13 protein-coding genes are annotated in these 19777 nt (G+C 44.3%); 8 read left to right on the top strand and 5 right to left on the bottom strand.

Annotated elements, in window-relative coordinates; translation table 11 throughout:
• Positions 1–218 precede the first annotated feature (218 nt).
• Both ACVBIU_RS11865 and ACVBIU_RS11860 read left to right on the top strand, forming a co-directional pair.
• On the top strand, positions 219–3218 hold the full coding sequence (locus ACVBIU_RS11865; protein WP_447163855.1) for a hypothetical protein: 3000 nt from the start codon (positions 219–221) through the stop codon (positions 3216–3218).
• A gap of 316 nt (positions 3219–3534) precedes the next feature.
• Complete coding sequence (locus ACVBIU_RS11860) at positions 3535–3753, top strand: hypothetical protein (RefSeq protein WP_447160799.1); 219 nt, start codon at positions 3535–3537, stop codon at positions 3751–3753.
• A 23-nt stretch (positions 3754–3776) separates the two neighbouring features.
• Here ACVBIU_RS11860 and ACVBIU_RS11855 read toward each other — a convergent pair whose 3' ends face one another.
• A complete protein-coding gene (locus tag ACVBIU_RS11855) occupies positions 3777–4580 on the bottom strand; it encodes an SDR family oxidoreductase (protein WP_447163854.1) in 804 nt (267 codons plus the stop codon).
• A 109-nt stretch (positions 4581–4689) separates the two neighbouring features.
• The gene (locus ACVBIU_RS11850) at positions 4690–7227 is read right to left on the bottom strand and encodes a putative bifunctional diguanylate cyclase/phosphodiesterase (RefSeq protein ID WP_447163853.1); all 2538 of its coding nucleotides are present in this window, start codon (positions 7225–7227) and stop codon (positions 4690–4692) included.
• 332 nt (positions 7228–7559) lie between these two features.
• Between ACVBIU_RS11850 and ACVBIU_RS11845 the strand changes: the two genes are divergently transcribed.
• The 4 genes from ACVBIU_RS11845 (at position 7560) to ACVBIU_RS11830 (ending at position 11417) form a co-directional block, all read left to right on the top strand.
• A complete protein-coding gene (locus tag ACVBIU_RS11845) occupies positions 7560–8261 on the top strand; it encodes a spondin domain-containing protein (RefSeq protein WP_447163852.1) in 702 nt (233 codons plus the stop codon).
• A gap of 11 nt (positions 8262–8272) precedes the next feature.
• A complete protein-coding gene (locus ACVBIU_RS11840) occupies positions 8273–9004 on the top strand; it encodes a spondin domain-containing protein (protein ID WP_447163851.1) in 732 nt (243 codons plus the stop codon).
• Between the two features lie 89 nt (positions 9005–9093).
• Positions 9094–9831, top strand: a complete 738-nt coding sequence (locus ACVBIU_RS11835; protein ID WP_447163850.1) for a response regulator transcription factor — start codon at positions 9094–9096, stop codon at positions 9829–9831.
• A 41-nt stretch (positions 9832–9872) separates the two neighbouring features.
• Positions 9873–11417 (top strand): sensor histidine kinase, encoded by a 1545-nt coding sequence (locus tag ACVBIU_RS11830; RefSeq protein ID WP_447163849.1) that lies wholly within the window; start codon positions 9873–9875, stop codon positions 11415–11417.
• A 57-nt stretch (positions 11418–11474) separates the two neighbouring features.
• Here ACVBIU_RS11830 and hemE read toward each other — a convergent pair whose 3' ends face one another.
• Positions 11475–12539 carry a uroporphyrinogen decarboxylase gene (gene hemE / locus ACVBIU_RS11825; RefSeq protein ID WP_447160792.1) on the bottom strand — a complete coding sequence of 355 codons (1065 nt, stop codon included), beginning with the start codon at positions 12537–12539 and terminating at the stop codon, positions 11475–11477.
• A 520-nt stretch (positions 12540–13059) separates the two neighbouring features.
• On the opposite strand from hemE, the gene rsd reads away from it, so the two are divergent.
• Positions 13060–13527 carry a sigma D regulator gene (rsd, locus tag ACVBIU_RS11820; RefSeq protein WP_447163848.1) on the top strand — a complete coding sequence of 156 codons (468 nt, stop codon included), beginning with the start codon at positions 13060–13062 and terminating at the stop codon, positions 13525–13527.
• Between the two features lie 113 nt (positions 13528–13640).
• On the opposite strand, the gene acnB is transcribed toward rsd, so the two are convergent.
• Complete coding sequence (gene acnB / locus ACVBIU_RS11815) at positions 13641–16238, bottom strand: bifunctional aconitate hydratase 2/2-methylisocitrate dehydratase (protein WP_447160790.1); 2598 nt, start codon at positions 16236–16238, stop codon at positions 13641–13643.
• Between the two features lie 403 nt (positions 16239–16641).
• Here acnB and hxpB point away from each other — a divergent pair, with 403 nt between their 5' ends.
• Positions 16642–17304: a hexitol phosphatase HxpB gene (hxpB, locus tag ACVBIU_RS11810; RefSeq protein WP_447163847.1), complete on the top strand. Its 663-nt coding sequence runs from the start codon at positions 16642–16644 to the stop codon at positions 17302–17304.
• 215 nt (positions 17305–17519) lie between these two features.
• Here hxpB and ACVBIU_RS11805 read toward each other — a convergent pair whose 3' ends face one another.
• Complete coding sequence (locus ACVBIU_RS11805; RefSeq protein ID WP_447160788.1) at positions 17520–19736, bottom strand: patatin-like phospholipase family protein; 2217 nt, start codon at positions 19734–19736, stop codon at positions 17520–17522.
• Between the last annotated feature and the right edge of the window lie 41 nt (positions 19737–19777).

The following is a 19777-nucleotide window of genomic DNA, read 5'->3' as shown; positions in this document are numbered from 1 at the left end:
CATAAACAAACCTTTCGATTACAAATGTATCGACAACTTTTTCATATTGTTCATAACCTAAGCTAAAACATTGTTTTTATATGCAACTTTTACCCCGCATAAAAAAACTTACAACCATCAAAAAGCAAACTGACAGCACAAAATAACAGTTAACCAACCAATTGCAGCATATTGCTCACATATGTATACTCGCGCTTCAATTTTAAGCTGGAAGCACTATGAAGTACCTAAATCTGTTGTTACTTTTCTTACTTACTGCCTGTGGAGGTGGTGAGTCAGATTCAACAGAACCGCTACCACAGAAAGAAACTCATCCACCTATTACAGCCATTGATATTACAAGAACATTTTCACATCATGGCGCTATCACTCCTGATATCGTAGGAGCATTCGGAAATATCAGTTATCAACTCGTTGATAGCGCCCCAGATGATGTGTTACAGATCTCAGCAGATAAGCGTAGTCTGATAATCCTCAATGCAGGCAGTACTGAAGTCATTGCCAATGATCCTGGTAACGCGCAATACTTACCAGCAAGCACTCGCTTCAATGTCACTATCGGCAAAGCCCCTCGACCACCTCTAGTGACTAACAATCTAAGCTTTCCTTACCAAGCAGCTGCAAGTCATCAAGTCAACGTAAATGGTGCTCTTGGCGAACTCGAGTATGCGCTAAGCGCTGATCAAAGCGATCAAGTTATACTGATTGAACCTGCTGGTGAATTGCTGATTTGGGGCAGTGGCAGCGTATTGGTCGATGTCACTGACAGCGGTGGACGTAACTATCAAGCGGATACCCAACAATTTAAAGTGACCATTGAATCCGCGGCTACTGAATTTGCGCAATTTTCAGATGTCATTGATAAACCTTTCCTATTGGGAGCAAAACTACTTCCGGTATACCGCGGCTCTCCAACTGAAAACATTCATTACTCTCTAGTAGATGCTACAAATAACCATGTGGTGCAAATAGATGAAGCAAGTGGTGAAATGAGTATTATTGGCGCTGGTGCAGCTGAGATCAAAGTCATCCAACATGCTCCACAATATCACCAAACCGTTGCAACTCAGCGTTTTAAAGTGCAAATCAATCCAGCGAAGAACCTTGAACTACAAGTTGCAGATATCTCTGCGGCCTATAATGCAGATGCTCAAAAAACCATTAAAGTGACAGGCGCTAAGGGTAAACAATCTTTTTCCCTCTCAGAAAATGCAAATCCCGATATCATCAATATTATTGATGCTGAAAAAGGGACTTTTAGTTTTATTGGGGTAGGTAAAACACAGGTGACGATTAACGACGCTGGCAACCAAAACTACCTAGCTGAAAGTCGCGAAATTAATGTTGAAGTCACACGTATCAATAGCAACTCTCTAAACAGTTTAGATATCCAGAGCCGTTACCAACAGAATCAAACTATTCAACCTCAAGTCATAGGCGGTCATGGTCAGTTAGCTTATGCCTTAAGCGATAGTAGCCCACAAGATGTTATCTCTATCGATGTAAATACGGGATCAATGACAGTATTTAAGCCTGGAACTGTTGAAGTTATCATCACAGATGATGGCGGAGAGTTCTGGGCTAACCAGCAGCAGAATTTTACAGTTACTGTCGACAAGCAAACTAATAGCGATCTTATTCTAGCGAATACCCGAGTCGACTATGCAGCCAATGCGACTTTTACTCCACAGGTGATCAATCACAAAGGCAGTGTGAGCTTTAGCATAGATAATGGAAGCGATGGAGTCTTTAAGCAAAATGCCGATACTGGAGCCATTACCATAGTGGGAGCTGGTCGCGGGTGGATAACAGCTATCGATTCGGGCGATGAGTATTTTGCTCCCGCCACAGAACGTTTTTATGTAGATGTCTCGCCACTCAATGGCACATTATCAATTTCATCCGTGCGAGTTCCATATTCAACAGGAAATACATTTGATATACCAATTTCTGGTGGTATTGGCCAACTAGAGTGGCAACTTAAGTATGGAGAAAGTGATGTCATCACGATAAACGAACTAGCACGAACCTTCACAATTAATAATGCAGGCTCTGCAACTTTCATTGTGACCGACAAAGGAGATGCTGGGCATGTCTCACAAAAAGCAGAGTTCAATGTCATCATCGATAAAGCTGATGAAAATACTGACCTAGCACTTGCAACTGCGTTTATGAGTAAACCCTTTGCTATCGATGCCACCATCCCTGCTCCTGTTATATCAGGTCGAGCTCTAAATAGTCATATCAGCTATTACACCGCCTCTCAAAACAGTCATATTGTCAGCGTAGATCCGACAACTGGTGTGCTCGCAGTAAATGGAGCCGGTCTTGCTCAAATTAGCGTAATAGAGCAAAGCCGAAACTTTGAACGCACTATTCGTCAGTTCAATGTCAATATTGAAAAAGCCAAGCATCCAGGCCTAGAGCTTGAGAACAATATTATAAATGTAGTGTTCTACCCTGATCGCCGAGTTAAAGCACCCGCTGTCGCAAGCCAATTTGGTAAATTAAGCTATGCTTTTGCCACACCAGTATCGCCAGAGCTTGTAGATCTCGCACCCAACGGTGAAATCACGATACACAGCTACCCAAAATCGCTAGAAAATGACTATTTTGATGTCAATGTAACTGACGATGGCGGCCAAAATTACCAGCCTACTTCCGCTACCTATAAAGTTTTTATTTCTCCAATAGAAGCAGGCTTAGGTGAAGAAGCAAGTATCAGCTTTGATGGAAGTGATAAACAAATTATCTCTCCTATTGATATCGCGGCCAATGAGGTTTCTTACTTCACCGTTTTTGGTGGCAGAGGCGAGTTAACAAACCATACTCTCGGAGATCAAGGTGGTGGCTACTCAACGATGATAGCTCAAGTCTGCAAAGATCCGGTTAACTACAAAGGTTGCACCTTGATCACTTTAAGGCTGCAAAAGACCAGCCATTGCAGTGACGGAAGCCAAATTGCTTACCCTATTAATTCTAAGGCGATTTATACCTGCCCAGGGCTAACACAACCCACCAGCTCAGAAGTCACGATAAGCCTCAATAAAGATGATGCTTTCAATGCTTGGTTTACCCAATCTGGACGTTATCAGATGGGCTCTCCAATCGTGCTCGTACATTTTGCTAAGCCCTACCGAAGCGGTGGTGTTATTGAAGCTGGTGATATTCAATCTAGGGCCTGGTGGTTAATCAATCTTGATCTCACTAATAACTAATAACCTACTACTAAGCCCAGTTTCACTGGGCTCTTTTTTGCACAATATGGCTTCGATGGTTATAGAGCGGTATAGATGAGAAACCTAACTAATTCTGTAACGTCTTTTAGGCGTTATGCTGTAACTTAAGTAACATCCCAATCCGCGTAAACCAATCTAAGGTTTTGTGACATAGGTTACATAAAGTCAGTATCTGTTAGCGCACTCTATGGGCAATAACAGATCAAATCGTAAACAATAACATCAGTTCAAACCAACTCAATATAGATTGGTATCGATTTTACTAAAACTTAAACTTAAATATCAGGGGTTAACAATGGCATATTCAATTGGCGATCTTATCTATCAAGGCGAAACATCAGGTGTTCATAACTGGGACACGCTATCAGGCTCATCTTTTTACTGGCACCCAGACTGGCTGCATATTGCTGAAGAGATGACGGGGCACAGCGCCACGGCTCACATTGAGACCAGTAACGAGAAAGCGACTAAAGCTGAAGCGGCGGCTGCAATTGTAAAACACCTCAATAAATAACCTTTCGTATACTGCGCCGCACACTAGCGACCAGACTCTATCGCCCTTCGTGCAATTTTATCAATTAGCTCTGGGGCGATAATTTTAAAGAAACGACCTATTTTTCCTCTAAACGAGGTGATTAGCTGACGCTTTCTGTTTGCTATCGCCGGTATCATCAGCTGCGCGCACTTCTGTGCAGTCATGATTTTAGCCTCCTGCATCGGTGTTTTACCTAAAGGCTGCCCTTTGGCATCGAGTGCACGCTTATGGGTTTGGCTTACCACAAAATCTGGGCAAATCACGGTTACTGCAACATCATTATCATTTAGCTCAATTCTTAGCGAATCAAAAAAACCAATAACAGCGTGCTTTGAAGCCGCATACCCCGAACGCGCAGGCACACCGGTCATCCCCGTTAACGAGGCAACGGCCACTATCTGTCCTTGGGTTTGCTTTAAATAGGGAATTGCTGCGTGGGTGAGATAAACCGGACCCAGATAGTTTACCTGCATGATCTGCGATATAACGCTCAAGTCTTGCAGCTCATCAAAACGTGACCACATGGTCATTCCCGCGTTGTTGACTAAGATATCTAGCTTGCCAAAATGAGCGATACAGGCTTTGATTAAACCTGAGCATTGGCTTTGTTCTGAAAGGTCTGCCACATGCACCAATGGGGGTTGGCCGAGTTCTGCCACTTCCTCGGCTAACGAGTTCAGTCGCTCAAGATTACGGGCACAGAGCACCAGTTTACAGCCATAAGGAGCAAGTTCTATGGCTAATGCTCGCCCTATACCTTCCGATGCCCCGGTGATGATAATAACTTTGTCATTAAAGATTTGCATATATCACCTAACACTCGAGAGTTTATATTTAAGTGTTAAAGCTCACACATAATTACCCCAATCGCAAATAACTCTTTTAAACCATCACTCTTTTAAAGTGATCGCGATTTTAAACCATCAGTTTTTCTGGGGCGGGTTCTGTTTGATAGGACTCTAATGCTTGAGGTCGGCCAATACCGTAACCTTGGGCATAGTTAATCCCAATGATTTCGAGTTGATCGATAATCTCTTGGTTTTCCACAAATTCTGCGATCGTTTCGATTCCCATCACTCGGCAGACATCGTTAATCGATTTTACAATGGCGTAGTCTTTGGCATTGCTGACTAAGTTTTTTACAAAGCAGCCGTCTATCTTAACGTAGTCGACAGGCATCTCTTTGAGGTAACCATAGGATGCAAACCCGCTACCAAAATCATCCAGTGCAAAAGCAAAGCCACGCTTTCGCAGATCTAACAACATCTTCATCGCACGACTACGATTTTGGATAGCACTTGTTTCGGTGATCTCAAAGCAAATACAACTGCTCGGGATCCCAAAACGCTTTTGTTGCTTAAGGATAAAGTCGACCATGCCTTCAGCGCCAAGGCTATTACCTGACAAATTAATCGATAGACAGTGATCATCCCAAAGCGGTTCATTTAAAGATAACCACAGAAAAGTCTTTCTGATGACCTCTTTATCGACATCAACAATTAACTTAAAGCGCTCTGCAGCAGCAATAAATTGTGCAGGAGGCAAAACTCTCCCGCCCGGCTCTTGGATCCGCAGTAACACCTCAAGACGCTGTCTACGACTGTGAGAGGAAAGACATTTTATCTTTTGATAGTAAAGAACCAGTTCATTGTGCTCAATCGCCTGTACAATTCTAACCGCCCACTTAGATGCATTACGTTGATAGCTTAAGTCTTTGTCGCGGCTGTCATAAAAGTGCACTTGGTTACTGCCCTTGCATTTAGCAGCATGGCAGGCGATATCGGCATCTTTTAGTAGCTCTAAAAGATCCGTTTGTTGATCAAAGCGTGACAAGGCTACGCCAGCACTCACACCAACGCGGTAGTGCGTATCGTTATGTGTCACCTCTTGGCTACCCACGCTGACAATGATCTTCTTAATCAACTTAGCCACTTCAAGGGCCGAGCAGTCTTTAATCACTAAGCCAAATTCATCGCCACCTAAACGCCCTAATAATTCACCTTTGAATAAGCAAGAGCCAATAGCTTTAGCAACGTTATCAAGCATTTTATCGCCAACGCTATGACCGCATGACTCATTGATAAGCTTAAATTGTTCCAGATCCAGACATACCATTGCCAGTGTTTTGGACGATTGCACATAACGAATAAATTGCTGCTCAAATGCACCACGATTAAGCAGCCCGGTCATAGAGTCAAAATGAACTCTGCGCTGCAATCGCTGTTTGAGTAGCGCTTCATCGGTGGTATCTCGTAGCACAATCACTGCGCCAATAATGCGGCCAGAGTAGTCTGATAAATTGCTGAATTTGCCACTCATTAGCTTAGGTGTATCAATGTCTAGTCTAAGCTGCGTGGACTCCACACGTAGACTACCGCCTTGCATAAAAGCAACTAAGGTATCGCTCAAGCCTTTATGACCTGCTAACAATTCATCCAGGCTTTTGCCTCGCGCCTGCTCATTACTCACTTTTAGCAAGCGTTCGCCATAAGGGTTGAGATAACTCACTCTGGTATCAATATCGATCAAAATGACCGCTTCTGCAATTGACTCTAAGGTGATCTTAGATTGCCTTTCTTGTTGATATACCCGAGATAATAGTTGGTTAATGTCGCTTGATATCTGGCTAAACTCGCCATGGCCGTCACTGCTTATCAGTGCCCTTTCCCTTGAAGTAAAGTCGATAGCGTTAAGTTGTTTAGCAAAGCGCTCAAAGGGCTTAAATACCCCTAACCTAAGCCAAAAGAATACACCTAATAACAAGATGATAGATAAACCCAATAGGCTCAATGTGAACAAGCTATATTGCAATACCACGCGAGAGAAAAAGTGATTAGAGAAGGTAATTGTAAGATGCGCTGGCGATTGAGCTAGTAGGCTTGGCATACTCAATTCGGCGGTCACTGTATTGGCGGTCACTGTATCATCTGTTAGTAGCAGCCCGGCTTGTGCGCTTCCCGGTGCCAATTTAATCTGGGTAACAAAATCGCTCAAGTCTAAATTTGCTAAATATGCATCTGTTAGCTTACGGCTCAAAAGTAAACGCTGAGAACCCGACGCCGCCAGCAAGCTTATAAAATAACCCTGCCTATGTTGTGCGTCATAGTAGAGTCCTGTGTTTTCCTGCGGGTTCGCAAGTAGTTCAGCAGGTAGATTTAATCTGGCTTTGTTAGCGCCATCATCCAAGTCAACATACCCGTCTACTACCGGGGATAACTGCAGGTCGCTAAATTGTGCCAGCTTTGGCCATGCAGAAGCTGCCGAATTAACGGCTGAGGCTGACAGCATCGGCTGAGCCTCTAGTGCTCGCTGCAGCACCTCAAGGTCACTTTTTATTTGCGACTCAATACTCTTAAGCTCTGCTTCAATAACATCACGGCGAATCGAATCGACTTCGTTATGTAGCCATGTCACTCCAGCTAAGCTGGCAGCAACGAGGAGCGGGATACTCATCCCAAAAATGATTAAAACAACTTTCTTGCTAATTTGCATTTAAAGACAACTTCTCTAATTCAAAACCCACCAGCAACTCTGGCCACGACTTGGTTTGCGCTAGCAAAGTACCCGATTTATATCATAGATAATACCTACCTTAGATGCAGTCGTTGATAAAAACACCAACCAAGGACAACTCTTAAACAAATCCATGAATAAGCCTGTAAATTCATGGCAAATTCCCCCTGATTATCGCATAAAACCAATTGTTATACTTTTGTGATAATTGAGAGATATTCAGGTGACATCCCTTTGCCACACTGAACCATACATTGCAAAGGAGAGTTATCATGAAGCTTAACCAGATCACTAAAATGCTTATTCTAAGTACCGCTATTAGCCTACCCGTGTCAGCGGCTGAGTTAGAGATTAGCATCACTAATTTAACCCACGGCAATCATTTCACCCCGCTGCTTATCGCTGCCCATGATATGGACAGCCATCTTTTCCAAGCCGGAGAAATGGCAACTCCTGCCTTACAAAAAATGGCTGAGGGCGGTGATATTGCCGACTTAGATGCCGCCGTAAAAGGTGCAGGCGGTATTACGCTGACCAATCCGGCTGGCGGACTATTAGCCCCTAGCACTAAAGTCGACAGCATTATGCTCGATTCAGGTGATATGACTCACCTATCGATTACCGCTATGGTCCTGCCAACAAACGACGCTTTCGTCGGCTTAGATGCCTGGAAAATCCCAACCGAAGCCGGCAGCTATACCTTTACCCTTAATGCCTATGACGCTGGCACAGAAGCCAACGACGAAGTCGTTAATGGTGGTGGCATGTCTGGTACTCCAGGGATCCCCGCGGCACCTGGTGGTGATGGCGGCATGAACGCAACCGGTGTAATGGGTATGAGCAGTAACGATAAGGTGCATATTCACCCAGGCGTGCTTGGCGATACCGACCTACAGGGCGGCATGAGTGACCTTGATAGCCGCGTACACCGCTGGTTAAATCCGGTAGCTCGAGTGACTGTTGTGGTTAAATAGGAGAATACCTGATGAATAATCCTAACAAGAACCTTAAATACAACGGGCTTATACTGTTGAGCGCTGGTGCATTATTACTAGGCGGCTGCTCTGACAATAATAATGACAGCCCTGAACCCATTACTCCCCCCGTAGTTACACCGACAATGCAGAGCTACAGCATTGCAGTGACCAACTTAACCGCAAACCAGCCCATGTCGCCAATTGCGGTCGTTAGCCATCAAGTTGACACAGTGCTATGGAGTAGCGGACAAAGCGCTAGCGTTGCTTTAGAAACATTAGCAGAATCCGGAGACCCCAGTGGCTTAACCGATGAAGCTGTGGTCACTGAGCTGACAAGTGGTGCTGGCATATTATTACCTGGGGCCAGTGAGAAGATCTCTATTAGTCTTAATGCCGATATGATTGCGGACCTGTCAGTAGTGACCATGCTCGTTAACACTAACGATGCTTTTGCAGGTTTTACCGGTTATGACTTAACAGCCTTAGCTGTTAATGAGTCTATCAGCTTTAGAGTGATTGCCTACGATGCTGGTACTGAAGCGAATACTGAAGCTAAAGGCACTATCCCAGGCCCTGCTGATGGTGGCGAAGGTTTTAATGCCACACGTGATGACTCCAACAAAGTTCACGCTCACCCTGGAGTCATTAGCAGTGATGACGGCCTTGCAGACTCCGTCCTTTCAGCCTCACATCGCTTTGATAACCCAGTAATGCTAATCCGCGTGAATCGCACAGAGTAAACGACTTATAAAAGTGACCAATAATAGTGCGAAATAAAAGCTTCCATCGGCGGGTCTTGTTGTTAAGCAACTGCCTTTGGGAGCGAAGCATGAATGGATCAATCAACAACAATGAGCATCAAACATCGAAGCGAATACTACTCCTCGAAGATGAGCAAGACTTAGCAAAACTCGTCATGCTCAACCTTAAAAGCATGAATCATGATGTGATCCATTGCACCACGCTGCAACAAGCACAACGTCATATAGAGCAAACTAACGTTGACCTTATTGTCATGGATAGAATGCTACCCGATGGCGATGCAATCACCCTATGCCAACAGTTCCGTGAGGCCGGAAACGACCTACCTTGCATGATGTTAACCGCTAAAGACTCTGAAGCCGATATCGTGCTCGGGCTCGAGTCAGGTGCAGATGATTATTTGATAAAACCTTTTAGTGTGCTCGAGCTCAGAGCCCGAGTTAAAGCCCTGCTAAGGCGCTCAAGACAACTGGAACAACAGCAAAACTCAGTTGAATTTGATGGCATCACCATTAACTGTAATACCCGAGAAGTGATTGCTTTTAATGAAGTGCTGGAGCTGACTGCTCGAGAGTTCGACCTCTTGCTGTACCTTGCTCAGCATCCCAAGCAGGTGTTCAGCAGAATGCAATTATTAGAAGCCGTATGGGGTTACTCATATTCAGGTTATGAGCACACGGTGAATAGTCATGTGAATCGCTTACGCTCTAAGCTTGCGCGTAATAGCCACACCTCTAAATTGGTTAAAACGGTCTGGGGGGTTGGCTACAAATTTACTCCACCCACAATACAAGCAGCATCTTAACCTTACCTTAGTCCTAAATAACTCACCTTAGAGGGCAAGCAATGAAAAGCTTATTTAGCCGAATCTTACTCGCGGCTACTTTAGTCATACTCATATTACTTGTCGCACTGTGGCAATGGCAGCAGTTTAGCCAAGAATTTAGCCGCAACCAAATTCAACAATCGCTGCACCGCGAGCTTGCTGAGCATATGGCGCATATCAACCCCCTACTTTCTAAAGGAGTGACCTCCGACGCTGCATTAAAAGAGGCCTTTCATGACTTTATGCTGCTAGGCCCTAGCTTTGAAATATACACCTTAGACAATCAAGGTCAGGTCATCGCTTATGATGCGAGTGAAGAAAAGATTAAGCAGCAGCGAGTTGATACAAAACTCATAAACACCTTCATTGACGGTAATAAACGGCCTTTACTCGGTACCGACCCGCGCTCAATCAACAAAGATAAAATCTTTTCCGCAGCTAAACTCATTGACCCTCAAGGCAAACAAACTGGCTATCTATACGTGATTATTGGGGGGGAGGACTTTGATAGCTGGCAATCAATTGTTGGCGAGCATCAATCGACACAGTTTTGGGCGGCCGCCATTGTGATCACCTTCGCTTTTGCCATCTTACTCTTTATATTGTTATTAAAGATTTTTACCCAACCATTAAGCCGTTTAGAACATGATCTGAACTTGCTGGCCAAGCACAAGCTCAATGATGGCCTCACTTTACCAGGCCAATACTCAGGCAGCAGTGAAATCAATCGCCTCAGTCAGCATATCAATACGTTATTGTCAGCATTAAGTGAGCAGCACCAAGCGATTCATCGCCAACAAGAAGAGCGTCATGCTTTTATGTTGCATCTGTCTCATGACTTAAAAACACCGCTAACCTCACTACAGGGTTATATCGACACCTGGTTATTACTGCCTGAACATGAGCGCAGTAGCGACCTAATTGAGATCGCAGCTCGCTCAGGCCAGCACCTGCAGCAATTACTGGGGCAATTACTTGAGCTAACCGCGCTTGAAAATGGTCAGGTAACACCAAAGTTTCAAGCTTGCTTGCTAAGCAATCTATTGCAGGAGTTACAGCAAACCTTTGCCCCTAGAGCAAAATCGAAATCGATTGAGCTAGACTTTGTCGATAAACAGCAGCTAACGATAAGTACCGATCCACAGCTGCTACAAAGGGTGCTTAATAATCTAATAGATAATGCTATTCGTTATACTCCAGAGCGAGGAAAAATAAGCATTGCGACCATGACTGCCGATAACGATAAAGTGTGGCTACAAGTCAGTGATAACGGCTCAGGAATGCATAAGCATGAGCTGCAAGCCCTGAAGCAATTAAACCAAAGGACGCTCGATATAACAGGTAAGCAAAGTGCTCTACCGCAATTAGGCATAGGCCTTGCGATAGTCAGGCAGCTATTAACCTTGCTCGGCTGTGGTATAGAGATTGACAGTACACCGGGTAAAGGTAGCCAATTTAGATTGGAGTTAAAGCCTGTTAAGACGGTGAGTGGGGCACCAAGTAATGATAAAGCTGAGAGTTCATCTCAAAATCCGCTAACAACAGAAACAATAAAGGCCCAGTAAACTGAGCCCTTATTTATACCAACCAATGGTTAATTAATTCGCGTGTGGGCGAGCTAATTACTTGTGGTATTTACCTGATAACTCATGCACTGAGTTAATGAACGAACCTGCACGCTCTGGATCAACATGCTGGTGAATACCGTGGCCCAAGTTAAATACATGGCCAGTGCCTTCACCGTAAGAAGAAAGGATTTGATCCACTTCTTGATGGATGCGCTCAGGTGTTCCGTAAAGTACTGATGGGTCCATGTTACCTTGTAGCGCAACTTTATGACCAACACGGCGACGTGCATCACCGATATCAACAGTCCAATCTAGACCTAGTGCGTCACAGCCAGTTTCAGCCATTGACTCAAGCCATAGTCCGCCACCTTTAGTAAATAGCGTAACTGGTACTTGGCGACCGTCTGCATGGCGAGTTAAGCCATCAACGATTTTTTGCATGTAGCGTAGTGAGAATTCACGGTATGCATGGTGAGAAAGTGCACCACCCCATGAATCGAAAATCATAAGAGACTGCGCGCCGTTTGCAACTTGAGCGTTCAAGTACAAAGTAACAGAGTCTGCTAGCTTATCTAAAAGCATATGCAAAGTTGCTGGCTCTTCGTAAGCCATCTTCTTAATCTTTTCAAACGCCTTGCTAGAACCGCCTTCAACCATGTAAGTCGCTAGCGTCCAAGGTGAGCCAGAGAAACCGATTAATGGCACTTCACCTTTAAGCTCACGACGAATGGTGCTAACAGCACGCATTACATAACCAAGCTCATCTTCTGGGTCTGGAATGCAAAGCTTTTTGATTGAATCGATAGTATCTGTAGGGCGTTCGAAACGTGGACCTTCGCCTGTTTCGAAGTAAAGACCTAAGCCCATAGCATCGGGTACAGTCAAAATGTCAGAGAACAGGATTGCAGCATCTAAATCGTAGCGACGTAATGGCTGAAGAGTGACTTCACAAGCCAGGTCTTGGTTCTTACAAAGAGACATGAAGTCGCCAGCTTCTGCGCGGGTGGCTTTATATTCTGGAAGATAACGACCTGCTTGACGCATCATCCAGACAGGAGTTCTGTCGACAGGCTGTTTTAATAACGCACGTAAATAACGATCATTCTTTAATTCTGCCATTTGGCTTGATTCCTAAACTTATAGTGATATCCGCTTGGGGCAGTAGTTTAGCATTTACGTTAATAAAGTAACCTGAATCCGTAAAATAATGTGACAAGCAACGCGACATTTTCCGTCAATTCTGAGGTAGTTAACATTATTGCCTTCTTTATCGGTAAAATATTAAGGCTATAAATCACAGTTCACAGCTTTGACTAGAAACGTGAAATAGATTCACAACTCAGCTTAACCTAAGCTGTATGACTCCCAATGTGACAGAAAAAAGTTGCACCAAGGTGCTAGCTTTGGTATAAAAAGTCTGCGCTAGCAAGAACAATCAAGAAGCTCGTCGCATCGAGCCCGCAAAAACTTTACTCGCCCAGCGATAGATTTCTATCGCTGGGCATTTTATTTTATAACGCCCCATTCACAATTCATACGCTGGTATGTCCATTTCATAAATCCTTCAAAAATGGTTGATCAAAACCACATTTGTCCCCTACATTAGAGATACAGAGATGGATTTTTAACGGGGAAGATCATGCTAAGAAAGCTAGAGAAAGCCGAACAAAAATGGGGCGGCTCAAATACTCTTATAGATCAATGGTTAAATAATCGGCGCAACCTGCTTATTAACTATTGTCAGATTGCTGGGATCCCGCCGTATGAGGAAACTGAAAAATCACTCCCTGCCTTTGCGTCTGTAAAGCTGTTTTGTGGCCAATTAATGGATTATGTGTCTGAAGGGCACTTTGAGATCTATAACCAAGTTGTGACCGCCTGTGAGAAAAATGGCAGCTCAAGCCAAGCGCTTGCTCAACAACTGGTACCCAAGATTAGTGAAACCACTGACACAGCTTTAGACTTCAATGACAAATATACCGAAGCCGATGATGAGCAAGTGCTATTTCATTTAGATAAAGACCTGTCATCTTTAGGTCACGCAATGGAAACACGTTTTGAGCTTGAAGATAAGCTGCTCGAAGTGCTGCATAGCAAGCATTCTTAAGACTCAAAGAAGGTTCTAGGTTCTAGGTTCTAGGTTCTAGGTTCTAGCAAAATAAAAATGAATCAACAAAAAGGCCAGCTGATTAGCTGGCCTTTTTAGTGCTTCAATCTAGCTTAAACTGCTGATTGGAAAATCACTTCATCAGCTTTTGCTGTGTACGACGCAATTTGATCAAAGTTCAGGTAACGATAAGTGTCAGCTGCAGTTGCATCTAACTCTTTAGCGTATGTCTGATACTCATCGGGTGATGGTAAACGACCAAGTAGTGCAGCAACTGCCGCTAGTTCTGCAGATGCTAAGTAAACATTAGCACCTGTACCTAGACGGTTCGGGAAGTTACGTGTAGAAGTTGAAACTACCGTAGCACCTTCAGCAACACGTGCTTGGTTACCCATACATAATGAACAACCTGGGATCTCAATACGTGCACCAACACGGCCGAAGATTGCGTAGTAGCCCTCTTCTGTTAGCTGGTCGCGGTCCATCTTAGTTGGCGGCGCAATCCACAAACGTGTTGGCAAAGTGGTAGCAAACTTATCAAGCATCTTACCCGTTGCACGGAAATGACCGATGTTCGTCATACAAGAACCAACGAACACTTCGTCAATCTTAGTATCAACCACTGAAGATAATAGCACTGCATCATCTGGATCGTTTGGCGCACAAAGAATCGGTTCTTTGATTTCGTTCAAATCGATTTCGATAATTTCGGCGTATTGTGCATCGCTGTCTGCTTGCATGAGCTCCGGGTTAGCCAACCACTCTTGCATCGCTGTGATCCGGCGCTCGATAGTACGACGATCACCGTAACCCTCGCTAATCATCCACTTTAACATCACGATGTTTGAGTTAAGGTATTCAATGATTGGCTCTTTATCAAGCTTAATGGTACAGCCTGCAGCACTACGCTCTGCAGATGCATCTGAAAGCTCAAATGCTTGCTCAACTTTAAGCTGCTCAAGACCTTCAATCTCAAGGACGCGACCAGAGAAAGCATTGATCTTGCCTTTCTTCTCAACAGTCAACAGACCCATTTCAATCGCTTTATGCGGGATAGCATGTACCAAATCACGTAGCGTGATACCAGGCTGCATCTCACCTTTAAAGCGAACCAAGATTGATTCTGGCATATCAAGCGGCATCACACCGGTTGCAGCAGCGAATGCCACAAGACCTGAACCGGCAGGGAATGAAATACCAATAGGGAAACGAGTATGTGAGTCACCACCTGTACCTACGGTATCAGGTAGTAGCATACGGTTTAACCAAGAGTGAATAACACCGTCACCAGGACGCAGCGCAACACCGCCGCGATTCATAATAAAATCTGGCAGTGTGTGGTGAGTGTTCACATCAATAGGCTTAGGATAAGCCGCTGTGTGACAGAAAGACTGCATAGTCAAATCAGCGCTAAAACCAAGACATGCAAGATCTTTAAGCTCATCACGTGTCATAGGGCCAGTAGTATCTTGCGAGCCTACAGAGCTCATCTTTGGCTCACAGTATTGGCCTGGACGAATACCGCTAACACCACACGCTTTACCAACCATCTTCTGTGCAAGGGTATAACCCTTACCAGTGTCTGCCACATCTTGTGGACGTACAAACTCAGCAGATGCTTCAAGGTTTAATGTTTCACGAGCACGGTCTGTTAGACCACGACCGATGATAAGTGGGATACGACCACCTGCACGAACCTCATCCAACAACACGTCAGTCTTTAGCGAGAACTCAGAGATAACTTCATCAGTGCCATGACGCTTAACGATGCCTTCATATGGGTAGATATCGATAACATCGCCCATTTCCATCTTGCTCACATCTAGCTCAATAGGTAGTGCACCAGCATCTTCCATGGTGTTGAAGAAGATTGGCGCAATCTTGCCACCTAAACAGAAACCACCAGCGCGCTTATTAGGCACATTAGGGATATCATCACCCATAAACCACAATACAGAGTTAGTCGCTGACTTACGTGAAGAGCCTGTACCCACTACGTCACCAACGTATACAAGTGGGAAACCTTTAGTTTTTAATGATTCAATCTCTTTGATTGGACCAACAGCGCCAGCTTCATCTGGCACAATGCCGTCACGCGCATTCTTAAGCATCGCAAGTGCGTGCAATGGAATATCAGGACGTGACCATGCATCGGGTGCCGGAGAAAGATCGTCTGTGTTGGTCTCACCTGACACTTTAAATACGGTCAGAGAGATTTTTTCAGCAAGCTTTGGACGAGACAGGAACCATTTAGCATCGGCCCAAGCATGAACAACTTGCTTAGCGTAGTCATTACCAGCTTGCATTTTTTCCACTACATCGTGGAAAGAATCAAACATTAATAGTGTGTGTGATAGCGCTTCAACGGCTAATGGCGCTTGCGCTTCATTATCAAGTTGCGCAATCAGTGGTTCGATGTTGTAACCACCTTGCATTGTGCCTAGCAGTTCAACTGCTCGCTCAGACGATAAGATAGAAGATGAGACTTCGCCTTTAGCGACCGCATCGAGAAAGCCCGCTTTAACATATGCGGCTTCATCAACACCAGGTGGGATACGATTTTCTAACAGATCAAGAATAACTGCTTCTTCACCTGCTGGTGGATTCTTTACCAATTCAACTAACTGTGCCACTTGTTGGGCATCTAATGGCTTAGGGACTACGCCCTCTGAAGCACGTTCTGCGACGTGTTTACGATATGCTTCTAGCACGGCAACCTTCCTCTTTGTTTGGCGTTCTAACAGCGAAACTGCTCGTCTTCAAATTGAAACTGACAGCTCGGCAGGCTCGACCCTTATTTCGAGCGCTATTATACTACAGCTTTACAAAAGTATGAATCGGATCACACTTCAGCAAAAGTAAAACAACACTCAATCGACATCTCGGCCTATACATTAAAGCCATTCGCTGCAAAAGAAAACTAGACCATAGTGTGAAACCTTGATCTAAATTATATAAATCAGATATTTATGATCATTAAAAACGGTTTTGAGAGGCAATAATTAAACATAAAACTCTGTGATTATTATAGGGTTAGCAGTATGATTATTTGTTAAATAGGCCATTCTCACCGCTAATATTCACCAAAGTTATAATGAACATAATTGGATACTTATGAGCACACCAGAGCTAAAAGCCGTCATTTTTGACATGGATGGCGTATTAATCGACTCCGAACCTGTTTGGCAAATAGCCATTTTTGAGGTTATGACTAAACTGGGTTTAAACGTTTCAATGCAAGATATGACGCTCACAACCGGCCTAAGAATCGATCAAGTCGTCGCTTTTTGGTATGCCCGTTTTCCGTGGAAAAATTACAGTAACCAAAGTACTGCCGACGCGATTGTAAAACAAGTGGTCCGCCACATTACCAGTGATGGTGAACCCATGGCTGGCGTTGTCAATGCATTGCGTTCTTGCAAGCAACATCAGCTAAAAATCGGCCTCGCAACCTCCTCTTCTAGCGATATCATTCACGCCGTTTTAAACAGGTTACAGATAGGTTCATACTTTGAAGCAGTTTACTCTGCCGAGCACTTAGCCCATGGCAAACCTCATCCAGAAGTCTATTTAAAGTGTGCAGAGGCGCTCAAAATTGATCCCATCAATTGCTTAGCGATAGAAGATTCATTTAATGGATTAATCTCTGCTCGCGCGGCGAATATGCAGACCATTGCCATTCCTGAAGCGCAACTCGCGGCGCAGAGCAAATGGGTCATTGCCCACCAACAACTAAATAGCCTAGAAGAATTACCCGACTTTTTAGCAACGCGTTAAGCAATGCACTCTCAAACAGTTAACAGTCAGCGATACAAAAGTAAAAAGCCCATCTGTCGATGGGCTTAAAATCAATATCACTGTGTTTAAAGCGCAGTATTTAAAGCTGTGTGTTTCAAGCGTTGTGTTAACGCCTAATACCAATCAGCGTAAGGTTATAGCCTCTTTACTTATAGCCTCTTTATTTACTGACTCTCAGTTTGTTTTAGCCTCGACTACCAATTTTTACCAATAAACAGGAATACCGTTTTCTCTCCATCATCAGACGCGCCGAAACCCAGTGCCGCCGGGCCCACACTGGTATCAATGCCTAAGTACAAACTGCCTGCATAAATCAGATCATCTAACGACACGCTATCTTTTTGGTTCCACACATTACCCGCCTCGATACTTGTGCCTAGATAAAGCGGATATTCAGTCATGCCCAATATGTCACGACCTAAATCATACTGGTAAACAAAGGCACCAAAAACCTTATGCGCCCCATAGAGTGCGTTCTTGTGATAGCCCGAAAGATTTAAGAAACCACCTAGCTCAGATACGTTGACGGTAAACTCACCATCTTTGTCGACAGTCGCCAAAGAGGCGATACCCACAAACGCATGATTCCCCACACCTACCGCACCACGCCAATCGGCTTCGTACTGCATAGAAAAATCAGAAGAATCACTAACACCATCAAGCTCGTAACTTTCTTTTCGCATATACACATTGAAGGTAAAACGATTACCTGATGTCGGGAAATTAATACTGTTTAAATCATCATAGGCAAATTTGAAATAGCCACCGTAGCCGTCGTAATCGACTTTACCAAAACCCCAAGCATCATTTTCTAAATCACCCATTTCGCCTAGCAGACCCACCTCTACCATGCCGTTTTGAGTGTAATTCATACCTATGCCTATCTCGGTTCGATATGCCGTTTGCCTTAGCTCTAAAACACGATTGTTGTTTTCAAAAAAGCCCCAATCTTTAAGCTCATACTCAACCCGCGCCCGACTAAAGAAACTCTGATCTTTTTCAAGCGGTTGATAAAACTCAGAGGCGATTAATTTATCAAAACCGAAAGAGACCTCATTGCGCCATTCCCCGCCATTTTCAGTGAGATCTGTCATGGTATAGGCCATATCCAGAGAGATAACGGAATCTAAGCTAAAATCATCTTCCCAACTGAAACCCAGCTGAAAGTAATTAGGCCCCCAAGATTTTGCCTTGGTGCTAACAGTTAACACTCGCCCATCTTCGGTATCGGTAAATTCGGCATCTACACGTTCAAACTTATCCAGCGCATAAACTCTATCTAAGCCAGCTTCTAATGCTTTAACGCTAACAGGTTCGCCCACATTCAATTCTAGGTTATCAGCCAGTAGCTTCTCGCTGACCTTGGAGTCATTGTTATAAATGATTTTGATTAGCGGTCTGTCGATATCAGCTAGCCATTGTTGTCTCTTCGTTTTTTTAGTTGCGATATGCTGCTGGTAATCTTGCTTCCCGACACTGTAAAGCTCAAGCTTATCGCTCTGTTGTCGCGCAGCTATTTCGCCTAATGGTAGCGCAATAGGCATAATGCTGAAGTCAGTTGTACTGAGTTCGCCGATATTAGGACGGATCAAAATATCGTGCTCGGTTAACAGCGCTTTTTGTCTATCAGAACTGGCATTGGTCAAAATAGTGGAAAGCTGATTAAGGACTGCAACTGTGCTGCTAAGCTCAGTTTGCCCCATTAATGGCGAACCAATATCAACCGCAATAACAATATCAGCCCCCATCGCTTTAACAACATCTACAGGCATATTATTAGCAATACCGCCATCGACTAATAGTTTCCCGTCAATCACTGCAGGTTGCAGCGCACCAGGTACCGATGCAGAGGCTTGCATTGCCGCAACGATACTACCCGAGGTTAGCACTACAGGCTCGCTAGTGGCTAAATTGGTCGCCACGGCTCGATAGGGGATCGATAGATCATTAAAGTCACCAAACTGCTGCACCAGGTTAGTCGAACTGCGTAATAGTTGTGACATAGACTGGCCTCGAAGCAGGCCAGCAGGCATTTTCACCTGCTCATCGCTATAGCCGACATTAATGGGTATATTGAACTGATCACGCGTCTCTTTATCACGATAACTTAATGCTTCACGTGGAATGGTATCGGAGTAGCCTTTATCCCAATTGGTATTCATCATGATGGCTTCGATTTCAGCAGCGCTATACCCCAACGCATACATCCCCCCCACATAAGCCCCAATACTGGTGCCCGTTATATAATCGATGGGGATCTGCTTCTCTTCGAGGACTTTAAGCACCCCAATATGGGCAGCGCCCTTTGCACCACCGCCGCTCAAGACTAAACCGATTTTTGGGCGCTCTTCAGCTACGGAGAAATAGGGGCAACTGATGGCTAAACAAAGAATAATAATTCTATGTATCATAATGACTTATTCGACTCTTCTAATAATGTATTAACGTATTT

It is taken from the genome of Shewanella sp. 30m-14 (genome assembly GCF_052977125.1).
Note: the sequence above shows the minus strand (reverse complement) of the source record. Positions and strands in the feature narration are given on the sequence as shown.